Source organism: Streptomyces sp. NPDC020958, from assembly GCF_055562175.1.
In genome coordinates this window covers 79,406-92,289 of the sequence record NZ_JBVHFU010000010.1, presented here as the reverse complement: position 1 = coordinate 92,289, position 12,884 = coordinate 79,406, and the positions used below count along the sequence as shown (strand labels likewise).

General features: G+C 72.5%; 14 protein-coding genes. 7 read left to right on the top strand and 7 right to left on the bottom strand.

Features of this window, described 5'->3' with window-relative positions; translation table 11 throughout:
- The first annotated feature begins 228 nt into the window (after nt 1-228).
- From ACZ3KP_RS26400 to ACZ3KP_RS26390, 3 genes are all read left to right on the top strand, one after another.
- Nucleotides 229-1,089: a helix-turn-helix domain-containing protein gene (locus tag ACZ3KP_RS26400; protein ID WP_467502155.1), complete on the top strand. Its 861-nt coding sequence runs from the start codon at nt 229-231 to the stop codon at nt 1,087-1,089.
- Nucleotides 1,090-1,365: a DUF397 domain-containing protein gene (locus ACZ3KP_RS26395; protein WP_467502153.1), complete on the top strand. Its 276-nt coding sequence runs from the start codon at nt 1,090-1,092 to the stop codon at nt 1,363-1,365. It begins immediately after the preceding gene.
- Between the two features lie 119 nt (nt 1,366-1,484).
- Nucleotides 1,485-2,288, top strand: a complete 804-nt coding sequence (locus ACZ3KP_RS26390; RefSeq protein ID WP_467502151.1) for an SAM-dependent methyltransferase — start codon at nt 1,485-1,487, stop codon at nt 2,286-2,288.
- Nucleotides 2,289-2,306: 18 nt separating this feature from the next.
- On the opposite strand, the gene ACZ3KP_RS26385 is transcribed toward ACZ3KP_RS26390, so the two are convergent.
- A complete protein-coding gene (locus ACZ3KP_RS26385) occupies nt 2,307-3,794 on the bottom strand; it encodes a glutamate synthase subunit beta (protein ID WP_467502149.1) in 1,488 nt (495 codons plus the stop codon).
- A gap of 255 nt (nt 3,795-4,049) precedes the next feature.
- Nucleotides 4,050-4,751, bottom strand: coding sequence for a DUF2293 domain-containing protein (locus tag ACZ3KP_RS26380; protein WP_467502147.1), 702 nt, complete (start codon nt 4,749-4,751; stop codon nt 4,050-4,052).
- Between the two features lie 200 nt (nt 4,752-4,951).
- On the opposite strand from ACZ3KP_RS26380, the gene ACZ3KP_RS26375 reads away from it, so the two are divergent.
- Entirely contained in the window at nt 4,952-5,584 is a 633-nt protein-coding gene (locus tag ACZ3KP_RS26375) for a nucleoside/nucleotide kinase family protein (protein ID WP_358975422.1), read from the top strand.
- Nucleotides 5,585-5,630: 46 nt separating this feature from the next.
- Here ACZ3KP_RS26375 and ACZ3KP_RS26370 read toward each other — a convergent pair whose 3' ends face one another.
- The gene (locus ACZ3KP_RS26370; RefSeq protein ID WP_467502144.1) at nt 5,631-6,758 is read right to left on the bottom strand and encodes a magnesium and cobalt transport protein CorA; all 1,128 of its coding nucleotides are present in this window, start codon (nt 6,756-6,758) and stop codon (nt 5,631-5,633) included.
- Nucleotides 6,759-6,944: 186 nt separating this feature from the next.
- Here ACZ3KP_RS26370 and ACZ3KP_RS26365 point away from each other — a divergent pair, with 186 nt between their 5' ends.
- Nucleotides 6,945-7,739: a methyltransferase gene (locus ACZ3KP_RS26365; RefSeq protein WP_467502142.1), complete on the top strand. Its 795-nt coding sequence runs from the start codon at nt 6,945-6,947 to the stop codon at nt 7,737-7,739.
- Between the two features lie 19 nt (nt 7,740-7,758).
- On the opposite strand, the gene ACZ3KP_RS26360 is transcribed toward ACZ3KP_RS26365, so the two are convergent.
- Together ACZ3KP_RS26360 and ACZ3KP_RS26355 are read right to left on the bottom strand one after the other, a co-directional pair.
- Nucleotides 7,759-8,649 carry a carbohydrate kinase family protein gene (locus tag ACZ3KP_RS26360; RefSeq protein ID WP_467502417.1) on the bottom strand — a complete coding sequence of 297 codons (891 nt, stop codon included), beginning with the start codon at nt 8,647-8,649 and terminating at the stop codon, nt 7,759-7,761.
- 146 nt (nt 8,650-8,795) lie between these two features.
- Nucleotides 8,796-9,704, bottom strand: a complete 909-nt coding sequence (locus ACZ3KP_RS26355) for a pseudouridine-5'-phosphate glycosidase (protein ID WP_467502140.1) — start codon at nt 9,702-9,704, stop codon at nt 8,796-8,798.
- A gap of 100 nt (nt 9,705-9,804) precedes the next feature.
- Between ACZ3KP_RS26355 and ACZ3KP_RS26350 the strand changes: the two genes are divergently transcribed.
- Nucleotides 9,805-10,236: a VOC family protein gene (locus tag ACZ3KP_RS26350; protein WP_467502138.1), complete on the top strand. Its 432-nt coding sequence runs from the start codon at nt 9,805-9,807 to the stop codon at nt 10,234-10,236.
- Nucleotides 10,237-10,255: 19 nt separating this feature from the next.
- On the opposite strand, the gene ACZ3KP_RS26345 is transcribed toward ACZ3KP_RS26350, so the two are convergent.
- Nucleotides 10,256-10,810: a methylated-DNA--[protein]-cysteine S-methyltransferase gene (locus ACZ3KP_RS26345; RefSeq protein WP_467502135.1), complete on the bottom strand. Its 555-nt coding sequence runs from the start codon at nt 10,808-10,810 to the stop codon at nt 10,256-10,258.
- 51 nt (nt 10,811-10,861) lie between these two features.
- A complete protein-coding gene (locus ACZ3KP_RS26340) occupies nt 10,862-11,731 on the bottom strand; it encodes a glycerophosphodiester phosphodiesterase (RefSeq protein ID WP_467502133.1) in 870 nt (289 codons plus the stop codon).
- A gap of 277 nt (nt 11,732-12,008) precedes the next feature.
- Between ACZ3KP_RS26340 and ACZ3KP_RS26335 the strand changes: the two genes are divergently transcribed.
- Nucleotides 12,009-12,881: an MHYT domain-containing protein gene (locus ACZ3KP_RS26335; RefSeq protein WP_467502131.1), complete on the top strand. Its 873-nt coding sequence runs from the start codon at nt 12,009-12,011 to the stop codon at nt 12,879-12,881.
- Nucleotides 12,882-12,884 lie beyond the last annotated feature (3 nt).

The window sequence follows — 12,884 nt, the reverse complement described above, 5'->3', positions numbered from 1 at the left end:
CCGTGGCACACTGCTCGCAACGGCATGTCGAGCGACGCCGGTTGGGATCAGTGAGGATCCTGCGGACCGATCCGGCCCATGCGACCGAGGGTGCCGAACAGGTGAATTCCGGCTGTTTCGGGTGCCCGGGCGCAGCCGGGTCGTCGGCAGGCCGGGTGACACCTGTAGGCGGCCGTCCGGCGCGCCCGGGGCGGCCCGGTCAGGGAACTTCATGGAGGTGGGTGGAGCGTGAGCGAGCCGCGGTCCGCGCCGACGGTGGGCCAGGTGGTCCTCGGCCGGCGCCTCCTCGACCTGCGGGAACGCGCGGGACTCAAGCGGGAGGAGGCCGCCCGGGTGCTCCGCGTGGCGCCCGCCACCGTCCGCCGCATGGAGACGGCCGAGGTCGCCCTCAAGATTCCCTACCTCCAACTCCTCCTGAAGGCCTACGGAGTGGCCGACGACGAGGCCGACCTCTTCGTCCGGCTCGCCGAGGACGCCAACAAGCCGGGCTGGTGGCAGCGGTTCCACGACATCCTCCCCGGCTGGTTCTCCATGTACGTCAGCCTGGAGGGCGCGGCGAGCCTGATCCGTTCCTACGAACCGCACTTCGTCCCCGGCCTGATGCAGACCGAGGACTACGCGCGCGGGGTGCTGCGGTCCGGTGCCATCGGGCAGACCCGGCCCGAGGACATCGAGGGGCATGTCGCCCTGCGCATGCAACGCCAGGACCTGCTCACCCGTCCCGACGCGCCCCGTTTCTGGGCGGTGCTGGACGAGACCGTGCTGCGCCGCCCCGTCGGCGGCCCGGAGGTGATGCGTGCGCAGATCGACCGTCTGCTCGAGGTCACGGACCTGCCCAATGTGACGCTCCAGGTCGTCCCGTTCGCGAGCGGGCCGCACCCGGGGACGTACGGGCCCTTCGTACTCTTCCGGTTCGCCATGCCCGAACTGCCGGACATGGTCTACAGCGAGTACCTGACCGGCGCCGTCTACCTGGACGCGCGCACCGAGGTGGCCACCCACCTGGAGGTCATGGACCGCATGGCGGCGCAGGCCGCCACGGCACAACGCACGAAGGAGATCCTCCGGGATCTCCGCAAGGAGCTGTGAATGGATCGCATCAAACACCAGTCCGGGCCGCGCAACCGCGCGGGGCGGATCTACAACGGCATGCCCGCGGGGGAACTGGGCAGCGAGGGCTGGCACAAGCCGTGGAGCGGCGGCAACGGAGGCAACTGCCTGGAGGCGATGAAACTGGCCGACGGCCGGATCGCCGTCCGGCAGTCGACCGACCCGGACGGACCGGCGCTGATCTACACCACCGACGAGATGACGGCCTTCATCGAGGGCGCCAAGGCGGGGGAGGCCGACTTCCTGCTCTCCTGACCCTGTACTGCTGAAGCTGCTCCGCATCTCGTTCAAGCCCTTTGCTGTTCGCTCGTTCACCTTCTTTCTCTTGGTAATCAATTGATCTGCGACCGCGTTCGACGCTTATGGAGTGCCTCATGACTGGGCAGGACCGCACCGTGATCGACACCGGCAAGCCGCACCCGGCCCGCATGTACGACTGGTATCTCGGCGGCAAGGACAACTACCCCGTCGACGAGGAGATGGGTCGGCAGATGCTGGCCCTCGACCCCCGGGTGCCGGTGATGGCCCGGGTGAACCGCGCCTTCATGCACCGCGCCACGCGCTGGCTGGCCGAGCACGGCGTCCGGCAGTTCCTGGACATCGGCACGGGCATCCCGACCGAGCCGAACCTGCACCAGATCGCCCAGGGCATCGCACCCGAGGCCCGGATCGTGTACTGCGACAACGACCCCATCGTGCTGGCCCACGCGGCGGCCCTGCTGCGCAGCACGCCCGAGGGCGCGACCGAGTACCTCCAGGCCGATGTGCGCGACCCGGCGGCGATCATCGCCGGCGCGCGCGAGGTCCTGGACCTCGACCGCCCCGTCGCGCTGTCGCTGGTCGCCCTGCTCCACTTCGTCTCGGACGAGGACGGGGCGCACGAACTGGTCGGCAGACTGCTGTCCGAACTGCCGTCCGGCAGCTACCTGGTGATGACCCACGCCACCGCCGACTTCACCCCGGAGGAGTCGGCGGCGGCCACCGCGAAACTCAGGGCGGCCGGGGTCACGCTGGCGCTGCGCTCGCGCAAGGAGTTCGGCAGCTTCTTCGACGGGCTGGAACTCGTCGAGCCCGGGGTGTCGGTGGTCCACCACTGGCACCCGGAACTGGGCGAGCCGGTGCCGGGACAGGACGACGGGGTGATCCCTGGCTACGGGGCACTGGGCCGTAAGCCGTAAGCGCTGAACGACCTTCGGTTATACGACCATCGGCCGGTCGTACGGTGATATTGGTGCCGGCAGCTGTGAACTGCCCATGAGATACCGGTCGACAGCCGCCGCCACCGCCCGTCCCTCCGCGATCGCCCATACGATCAGCGACTGCCCGCGCGCCGCGTCCCCCGCGGCGAACACCCCGGGCACGTTCGTCGCGAACCCGGCGTCCCTGCTGATCGTCCCGCGCGGCTCCGTCGCCACCGCCAGCTGGTCGAGGAGGCCGTCCGCGCGGTCCGGTCCGGAGAAACCGAGCGCCAGCAGCACCATGTCCACGGGCAGCGTCCGCCCGCTTTCCGGCACCGGCCGGCGGGCCGCGTCCACCTCCACCAGGTGCAACGACCGCACATGCCCGCTCCCGTCGCCCGCGAAGTGCAGCGTCGACGCCGCGAACAACCGCGCGTCCGCGTCAGCCGCGGGCGCCGTCTCCAGGTCCCGCGCCTCCTCGTGCGCCGCGGACAGCCGGTAGACCTTCGGATACGTCGGCCACGGCTCGAGGTCCTCGTCCCGCTCCGCACCCGGCTGTGCGTAGATGTCCAGCTGGGTCACCGAAGCGGCCCGCTCCCGCACCGCCGTCCCCAGGCAGTCCGCCCCCGTGTCACCCCCGCCCACGATCACCACATGCTTCCCGGCCGCCGACATCGGCGACTCGGGCAGATCGCCCTCGCACACCCGGTTGGCCAGCGGCAGATACTCCATCGCCTGGTGTATCCCCTCCAACTCCCTTCCCGGCACCTCAAGTTCCCGCCACGCCGTCGCACCGGTCGCGATCACCACCGCGTCGTACCGGGCCCGCAGCTCCGCCGCCCCCACGTCCCGTCCGACCGTCACCGACGTACGGAACTTCGTCCCCTCCGCCCGCATCTGCTCCAGCCGCCGCTCCAGATGGTGCTTCTCCATCTTGAACGCGGGGATGCCGTACCGCATCAGCCCCCCGAGCCGGTCGTCCTTCTCGTACACGGCGACCGTGTGCCCGGCCCGGGTCAGCTGCTGCGCCGCCGCGAGCCCGGTCGGTCCCGACCCGATCACCGCGACCGTCCGCCCGGACAGCCGCTCCGGCGGCATCGGCGCGGTGAACCCCTCCGCCCAGGCCCGGTCGGCGATCGCGCACTCGACGTTCTTGATCGTGACGGCCGGCTGGTTGATCGCGAGCACGCAGCCCGCCTCGCACGGCGCCGGGCACAACCGTCCGGTGAATTCGGGGAAGTTGTTCGTCGCGTGCAGCCGGTCGCTCGCCGCCCGCCAGTCTTCCCGCGACACCAGGTCGTTCCACTCCGGGATCAGATTGCCGAGCGGACACGCGTCGTGGCAGAACGGCACCCCGCAGTCCATGCAGCGGTCCGCCTGCCTGCTGATGATCGGCAGCAGCGCCCCGGGGACGTAGACCTCGTCCCAGTCGCGTACCCGCTCCTCGACCGGCCGCCGCCGCCACTCCTCGCGCTGCGTGGTCATGAACCCCTTGGGATCGGCCATGGTCGTCTTCCTCGCGTACGTTCACCCCAGGCCGTGCCTCGTCGGGCGGCACTCTTGCGGCCACGATACGTCCGCCCGAAGCCGCCCGCAGAGTGGCCGGCGACCCCGCGAACACCGGCATGAACGTCATACGGTCCGTCGATCACGACCACCACACCCCACCCACGCCCGACAACCTCCGCCGCTCAGGTCAGTGCCCACCAGCCGCCCCCTCCCGCGACCGGGACGGGCGTCCACGGACACCCACGTACGCGATCATCCGGTCAACCGCACCTCCACCCCTGCCTCCCACGTCCGCAGCACCGCCTCCACCGTCCCCGCGATCCGCCGTCGCGCCTCGTACCGCGGGACCCCGCTCATCAGCAGCTGGTCGTACGGCGTGTCCACATGCCGCACCCCCGCCACCACCGCCGAGACCACCGCCCCCTCCGCCAGCGACCGCCCGGCCGCGCTACGCCCCACCCGCCCGCTGCCCCGCACCGAGGCGTGGGTCGCGATCGCCAGGGCCCGCTCCGCCGGGCAGCCCGGGAACAGCCGAAGGATCTCCGCCGCGAAGGCCCGCGTGAACCGCACGTCCTGCGCCGCCCGGAGCTTCGCGTCCCGTGCCCGCCGGCGCCGCCGCGCCTCGGCGTCCGCCAGACACCGCGCCTCGGCCCGGGCCAGCGCGGCCTCCTCCACCAGGACGCCCTGCCGTTCGTACCTGGCCTTGCGCCGGTTGAACCGCACCACCACCGCCGACAGCGTGCTCTCCTCCCGCGACCGCCGGGTCAGCGCGGTGTCGCCCCGCGGCAGGAACACCAGGTGCCCGAGATCAGCGCACTGAAGACACCGCGGCGCCCCGTCCTCCAGCACCAGCAACGACAACGGTCCCCGCCGGCACGCCGCACACCGCCGGTGCCGAAGTGGCTGCACGACCAGAAGTCCGCCGTGATGAGGGGGAGTTGCGAGACGCGTCATACGCGGTTCTTTCCCCCCGCTCCGGGGCCTGACCACACGTCCTTCGCCTCCGCCCCCGCGGGCCGGGCACCGCCCCGGCGGCGCACCGTGCGGTCGCCTCGGCCGTCGCCTCGGCCGTGGCAGGCCGGTGCCTAGAGACGTCTCCCGGGGCAGGCCCCCGGCATGCCCGGTGGTCCCGCCCGGCGAGGCATCATGGCCCCGTGCGACTCGAAGCGATCACCTGGGACCGGCTCGCCGAGCGCCTCGCCGAGCGGCTGGCCGACCTCACGCCCGCCGACGGTGGCGCCTGGCCGCGTGTCGCCTTCGACGGCGCCCCGGCGGCCCGGCCCGGCGACCTCGCGCAACGCGTCGGCGAGGCGCTGCGGGTCCGGGGCCGGCCGTCGCTCGTCGTGGACACCGAGGGCTTCCTGCGCCCCGCCTCACTGCGCCTGGAGCACGGTCACCGGGACGCGGAGTCGTACTACGGCGGCTGGTTCGACACCAACGCCCTGTGGCGTGAGGTCTTCGGCCCCCTCGACCCCGGCGGCACCGGCCGCGTCCTGCCCGACCTCTGGGACCCCGCCACCGACCGCGCCACCCGCAGCCCCTACGTCTCCCTCCCGCCCGGCGGCCTGCTGCTGCTGCACGGACCGCTCCTGCTGCGGCACTGGTTCCCGTTCGACCTGACCGTCCACCTCCTGCTGACTCCCGGCGCCCTGCGCCGCCGTACCCCCGAGAGCGAGCACTGGACCCTGCCCGCCTTCGAGCGCTACACGGCCGAGACCGACCCCGTCGGCACGGCCGACGTCCTGGTCCGCGCCGACGACCCCCGTCATCCGGCGTGGAGCGGCTGAGCGTCCCGGCGAGCCCGACCCCGCACGAGCGCGGCGGCCTCGGGTGTCAGAGCCAGCCGTTGCGCCTGAACCCCCGGTACAGGGCCAGACACGCCGCGGATATGACCCCGAGGACGAGCGGATAGCCGAACCGCCAGTGCAGCTCCGGCATGTGATCGAAGTTCATTCCGTACACGCCGCACACCATCGTCGGCACGGCGATCACCGCGGCCCAGGCCGTGATCTTCCGCATGTCCTCGTTCTGCGCGACCGTCACCTGCGCCAGATGCGCCTGGAGGATGGAGTTGAGCAACTCGTCGAAGGACGCGATCTGCTCCTTCGCCCGCATCAGGTGGTCGAGCACGTCCCGGAAGTACGTCTGTATCTCCGGCGGGATCACCCGGGACGGCCGGGTGGTCAGCTCCTCCATCGGCCGGGCGAGCGGCACCACCGCCCGTTTCAGCTCCAGGAGTTCACGCTTCATCTGGTAGATCCGCCCCGGGTCGGCCCGGGCACCGTCCGGCGCGAACACGTCCGCCTCGACCTGGTCGATGTCGGCCTGCACGGAGTCCGTGACGTTCAGGTAGTCGTCCACCACATGGTCCGCGATCGCGTGCAGCACCGCGGCCGGTCCCTTGGCCAACTGCCCCGGTGCGGCCTCCAACTCCTCCCGCAGCGGCCCCAGCGAGCCGTGCCTGCCGTGCCTGACCGTGATCACGAAGTCCGCACCGACGAACACCATGATCTCGCCGGTGTTCACCACCTCGCTGGTCGCGGTCAGCTTCTCGTGCTCGACGTAGCAGACCGTCTTGAACACCGCGAACAGCGTCTCGCCGTACCGCTCCACCTTGGGGCGCTGATGGGCCTCGACCGCGTCCTCGACGGCCAGCGGGTGCAGGTCGAAGAGTTCCGCGATGCCCGCGAACTCGCTGTCCGTGGGCTCGTGCAGCCCCAGCCAGACGAACCCCTCACCCTTCTTGCGTACCCGCTCCACGGCCGAGTACAGATCGCTGCGCTCCGGGACGCGCACGCCGTCCTCGTACGTCACGCAGTTCACCACCGAGGAGCCCAGCGGGGACCGCGCGTGATGGTTCAGGTCGACGCGGGGCCGCCGCCGGGCCAACCGCGCCACCTTGCGCAGGCCGCCGGCCCTGCCCAGCCCTGTGACCTTCCGCAGATTCCCTGCCATCGTCATCCGGAACTCCTTGCGTGGATCCCCTCGCACAACCCTTCCGCGCCTTGCCGGGCAAGTCTGCCAGCCCGGTGTGAGACGCGGGTAAGCCTGTGGGAACAGCGGGTTCCGGTTGGTTCCCGGCTGTGGACGACCGGCTCCCCGGCGCCGACCCTCCAGGACAAGCCGGGCAACTGGGATCATCCCTTCATGACACAAGCCGACGGATACCTGCTCGACAACCGCCAGAGCGAGGCCGGACAGCGCTTCGACGCCTTCGCCCGGCTCTTCGACCCGACCACCTTCCGGCACCTCGAGGCGTCCGGTCTCACGACGGGCTGGCGCTGCTGGGAGGTAGGGGCGGGCGGCACCTCCGTGGTCTCCTGGCTGGCCGCGAAGGTGGGACCGGCCGGCCAGGTCGTCGCCACCGACATCGACACCTCGCTGCTCGCCGCGGCCGCCCACCCGCCGGTCGAGGTCCGCACCCACGACGTCGGCGCCGACGAACCCCCGGGAGAGGGGTTCGACCTGGTGCACGCCCGGCTGGTCCTGGTCCATGTGCCGGACCGCGAACGGGCGTTGCGTTCCATGATCAAGGCCCTGCGCCCCGGCGGACGGCTGCTGATCGAGGATGCCGACCCCGCCCTCCAGCCCCTCACCTCCCCCTACGAGTACGGCCCCGAGCAGCGGCTCGCCAACCGCCTGCGCCAGGGCTTCCGCAAGCTCCTCGCGGAACGGGGCGCCGACCTGTCGTACGGCCGCAAGCTTCCGCGGCTGCTCCGCGAGGCAGGACTGCGCGAGGTGGAGGCCGACGCCTACTTCCCGGTCGCCTCACCCGCGTGCACCGCGCTGGAGGCGGCCACGGTCCGGCAGATCCGCGACCGGCTCGTCGCGGCCGGTCTCGCCACGGACGCGGACGTCGACCAGCACCTGGCCAACGTGGAGGCGGGCGCCATGGATCTCGCCACCGCCCCGATGATCTCGGCCTGGGGCCGCAAGGAGTAGCCCCCACGGCCGCGCCGTGTCAGCCGTGGGCCGGCGGTCTCGCCCCCACGTGTCCCACCGCCCGCGCGCCCGCCCGGCAGCCCCACGCCGCGGCCTCCTCGGCATCGGTGCCGGCGACCAGCGCGGCGAGGAACGCCCCGGTGAAGGCGTCCCCGGCTCCCGTGGTGTCCCGGGGCGTCGCCGGTACGGCCGGGATCCGCGCCACCACACGGCCGGCCCGGGCCACCAGCGCGCCCTGAGCCCCCGCCTTGGCCACCACCAGCGGCACCCGGCGGCTCAACTCGGCCGCCGCGTCCGCCGGATCCGGCAGCCCCGTCAGCAGACAGGCCTCGTCCCGGCTCGGCAACAGGACGTCCACGCCCTCGACGAGCGCCGCGAAGCGGTCCACGCCCAGCGCCACGAGGAACCCGGCCGACGCCGGATCCAGGCTCACCGGCACACCACGCGCGCGTGCCGCCGCCAGGGCCACTCCCACCAGGGCCCGGCTCGGCGCCGAGAACAGCAGGTAGCCGGAGAGATGCAGCCGAACGACCCCGTCGAGCAGCACGTCCGACCAGTCGGCCGGTTCCAGCCGCAGGGACGCTCCGCTGTCCGTGAGGAAGGTGCGCTCCGCCGAGGCACCGCCGTCCACCAGGCAGACGACCGTCCCCGTCGCGGCCTCCGGATCCACCACCAGCCGGGGCCGCACCCCCGAGGCGACCAGTTCCCGCTCGTGCCAGCCGGCCGCGTCCGCGCCGACCCGCCCCAGCAGCCGTACGTCCGCACAGCCCGCGTGAGCGGCCCAGCAGGCGACGTTGGCGCCCGCCCCGCCGGGCAGCGTCCGGATCACGGCGGCCGTGTCGGTGCCCGCCGCCAGCGGCCCCCGGTGCCGCGCGACGACATCGGTGACCACGTCCCCGACGACGAGCAGCGCGCCGCCCCCGCCCCCGCCCGGCGCCCCCTGCGCGCACGGCGCCGCGCCCCCGACCGCCGCCCGGCCCGCTGTCTCGGCGACGCCCCGGGTGAGCCGCAGGTTCGCTTCCGCATCCGTGCTCGGCGGCGTCTCCCGCCGCGTCGTCACCCCCTGGCCCACGCCGAGGCGATCCCGGCCGCCAGTCTGACGTTGCCGCGCACGGCCGCCAGGTTGGCCTCCAGGGACGCCCCGTCGGTGTGCCGGACCAGGTAGCCGAGCAGGAACGGGGTGACCGCCTGCCCGGTGATCCCCTCCGCCTCGCACGCGTGCAGGGCGTCGGCGAGCACGCGCGCGTGCAGGTCCGGATCGAGCTGGTCCGCCTCCGGCACGGGATTGGCGACGATCAGGGCCGTGTCAGCCGCGGCGAGCGCGTCCTGGGCCCGCATGACGTCCGCCACCTGCTCCGGGGTCCGGAGGGTCCAGTCGACCGTGTGCCCGGAGTCGGACAGGTAGAAGCCGGGGAAGCGGTCGGTACCGTACCCGGCCACCGCCACACCCAGGGTCTCCAGGCGCTGGAGAGTCGCCGGCACGTCCAGGATCGACTTCACACCGGCGCACACCACCGTGATCCGGGTGCGGGCCAGCAGCCCCAGGTCGGCCGACTCGTCCTGGGTCACCGTCCACTCCCGGTGCACCCCGCCGAGCCCTCCCGTGGCGAACACCCGGATGCCGGCCAGCGCCGCCAGCTGCGCCGTCGCCGACACGGTGGTCGCCCCGCTCGCCTCCGCCGCCAGGGCGAACGGCAGGTCACGGTGGCCCAGCTTGCGGATCCCGTCCCCGCTCGCCACGCGTTCCAACTGGTCCTTGGCCAGACCGACACGGGGCCGCCCGTCGAGCACCGCGATGGTCGCGGGCACCGCACCCGCCCGCCGTACCTCGTCCTCCAGCTCCAGCGCCACCTGGAGGTTGCGCGGGCGCGGCAGCCCGTGCGCGATGATCGTCGACTCCAGAGCCACCACCGCCCGGCCCGCGTCGAGCGCCTCCCGGACCTCTTCCGACACCACCAGCACCACGCGCCCGCCTCCTGTCCGTCGGTCTTCCCTCAATCCCTGGCGGGCGGCACACCCCGCTAAACGCTTGCGGCGCGTGCGGGACGCCACCAGCCTGGAGCGCATGACGAATCACCCGGTACGTCTGGACCATGTGGTCCTGTGGGTCGCCGACCCGGTCGCCGCGGCCGCCTTCTACGAGCGGACGGTGGGCCTGCAGCCGCTGAGGGTCGCCGAGTTCGCCGCGGGCGAGGTGCCCTTCCCCTCCCTGCGGGTGGACGAGGGGAGCATCATCGACCTCGCACCGCTCTCCCTCGCCGACCGCATGCCCGCGCTCCCCGGCTCCGCCGCCGACAGCACGGGCCACCCCGTGAACCACATCTGTCTGGCCCTGCCGTCCGACGCCTTCGACGCCCTGCGCACCCGCCTGGCCCAGCACGCCGTCCCCATGACCGGCATCGGACACGACTCCTACGGCGCCCGCGGGAAGGCCCCGCGGAACTTCTACTTCCGCGACCCGGACGGCAACGTCGTCGAGGCACGCCACTACGCCTGACCGCCCCCGCAGGAGCGCCTCAGAACAAGGGTTCCGGCAGCACACCTTCCAGGGCGAGCAGCTTCCGCTTGGTCTCCAGGCCACCCCCGAACCCGCCGATGCCGCCGTCGCTCTCCACCACCCGATGGCACGGCACCACCACCGGCAGCGGATTGGCCCCCATCGCCGCACCCACCGCCTGCGCCCCGCCGGGCTGCCCGACCCGGCGGGCCAGATCGCCGTATCCGACCACCGTGCCGTACGGGACACCCGCGGCCAGCTCGCGCAGCACCTGGCGGTTGAAGCCGGAGATCAGCGACCAGTCCAGCGGCAGGTCGAAGTCCCGTCGGTCGCCCGCGAAGTACGCCCGCAGCTGGCGTATCGCCTCGGCCAGCACCGGCGCCCCGGGCTCCTCGACCGGCACGGTGCCCAGCCGGGCCGTCAGCCGCTCGAGAGTTTGCTCGCGCACCGCGTCCGTGGCATGGAACACCACGTTGACCAGGCCCTCGCGGGTCGCCGCCAGCAGCAGCGGACCGATGCCGGTGTCCACGACGGCCCACACCGCCCGCTGCTCGAACTGCCCTTCGCTGTCCATGCGCCCCACCGTACGGCCCGGCACTGACAACGCCCGCTCGTCCGGCCCGGGTCAGCTCGCACGCAGCGCGGCCCGCACCACGTCGGGCTTGTTGCTGATGACCCCGTCGACGCCGTACCCGACGGCCTTCCACGCCGTGACCGCGTCGTCCACGGTCCAGGTGAGGACACGCAGCGGCCGGCCGTGCGGTCCGTCGACGGAGTGCACGCTGCGCACGTAACCGGCGGAGATCGACCCCACCGACGGGTTGATCAGATCGGCGAAGCCCGCGTACCGCGGCAGCGTCGCCGCGGACGGCGTGCCGAGATAACCGGTGGTCACGGCAGGCCGCAGCCGGTGCACGAGCCGCAGGCTGTCCGCGCTGAAACTCTGCACCACGAGCCGGCCGCGATGGCGGCGGTCCAGCCACCCCTCGTCGCCCAGCTGCTCGAGGATCTGCCGCTCGACGCCCGGGTACAGCTCGGGGTTCTTGATCTCCAGGAGGAGCTTCTCGTGGTGGTGCTCGACCTCGCGCATGTACTGCGCCAGCGTCGGCACGCGCGTGCCCGTGTACGCACGGGAGAACCAGCTGCCCGCGTCCAGCCGGGCGATCTCGGCGGTGGTGAAGTCCTTCACCTTCCAGGGGGCCCGGCCGGGGAAGACCTGTTCCACGTTCGTGGTGCGCCGGAGACTGTCGTCGTGGATGACGACGAGCCGGCCGTCCCTGGTGCGCTGGACGTCGTTCTCGACCCAGGTGAAGCCCAGGGCGGCCGCCTTGTCGACGGCGGCCAGGGTGTTCTCGGGTGCGTAGGCGCTGGCGCCCCGGTGGGCCAGCACCGTCAGCTGGCCCGCGTCGCCGGCCCTGGCGGCGGGCACGGGGCTCAGCAGGGCGGCCGTCCCCAGGAGCGCGGTGGTCGTGGCGGCAACTGCGCGCGCGTGCATGCGTACACCTCACGTCGGACGAACACGGACAGCACAAGACTGACAGCAGTGAGTCAACGGCGGGCGGGTACGGGACGACCACAGATCGAACGGAGTCGGCCACGCCCGCTCACCGGTGCCGCACAAGTGAGGCAAGGCCGTGTTTCTTTGCCGGAAAATCGTTCGACCTTTCCGGGCCGGGTCATACTCTCTGCGTCAACCCTGACCGCTCGGGCGGTCCTGGGACGGGGGCGCATTGCACATATTCCGGGACGCAAAGGGTGAAGGGCAGCTGCACATGCAGGGCACGGTCGACGGATTCAGCTATGGGGTCGTCACCCCGCTGGTGGCCTATCTGATGGCCTGCCTCGGCGGCGCCCTGGGGCTGCGCTGCACGACCCGGGCGATGCTGGTGGCCCACACATGGCGGCCCGCCTGGCTCGCGCTCGGCTCCGCGGCGATCGGCTCCGGCATCTGGACCATGCACTTCGTCGCCATGATGGGGTTCAGCGTCAAGGAGACGCCGATCCACTACGACAAACCGCTCACCTATGCGAGCCTCGGCCTGGCCATCGTCATGGTGGGCATCGGGATCTTCATAGTCGGCTACCGGGGTGCCACCGGCGCCGCGCTCTTCACCGGCGGCACGATCACCGGACTGGGCATCGCCTCGATGCACTACCTCGGCATGGCCGGCCTGCGCCTGAACGGCACCCTGCAGTACGACACCGTCACCGTGGCCGCGTCGGTCCTGATAGGGGTGGTGGCCGCCACCTCGGCCCTGTGGGCGGCCGGGCAGATCCGCGGTTTCCTGTGGAGCGTCGGCGCGAGCCTGGTCATGGGGCTCGCCGTCAGCGGCATGCACTACACCGGCATGGCCGCCCTCTCCGTCCATCTCCACAGCGCCGGCGTGGCGTCCCCCGGCGACTCCCCGGCCTCCCTGCTCGCGCCCATGCTGATCGGCCCGCTGGCCTTCCTCTGCCTCGCCGCCGTCGTCGTGATCTTCGACCCGTTGCTGGTCACGGGCAGGCCCGATCGGCGTCGCGTCGAGCACAAGCCGGGCGTCCCGGCGGCCGAGGTCACCCACCACCCGGGCCGCAGCCGGTCCCTCCGCGCCAGCCGCGGGCCCAGCCACCGGGAACACGGCGTGCGCGCTCCCCAGAACCGCTGATCA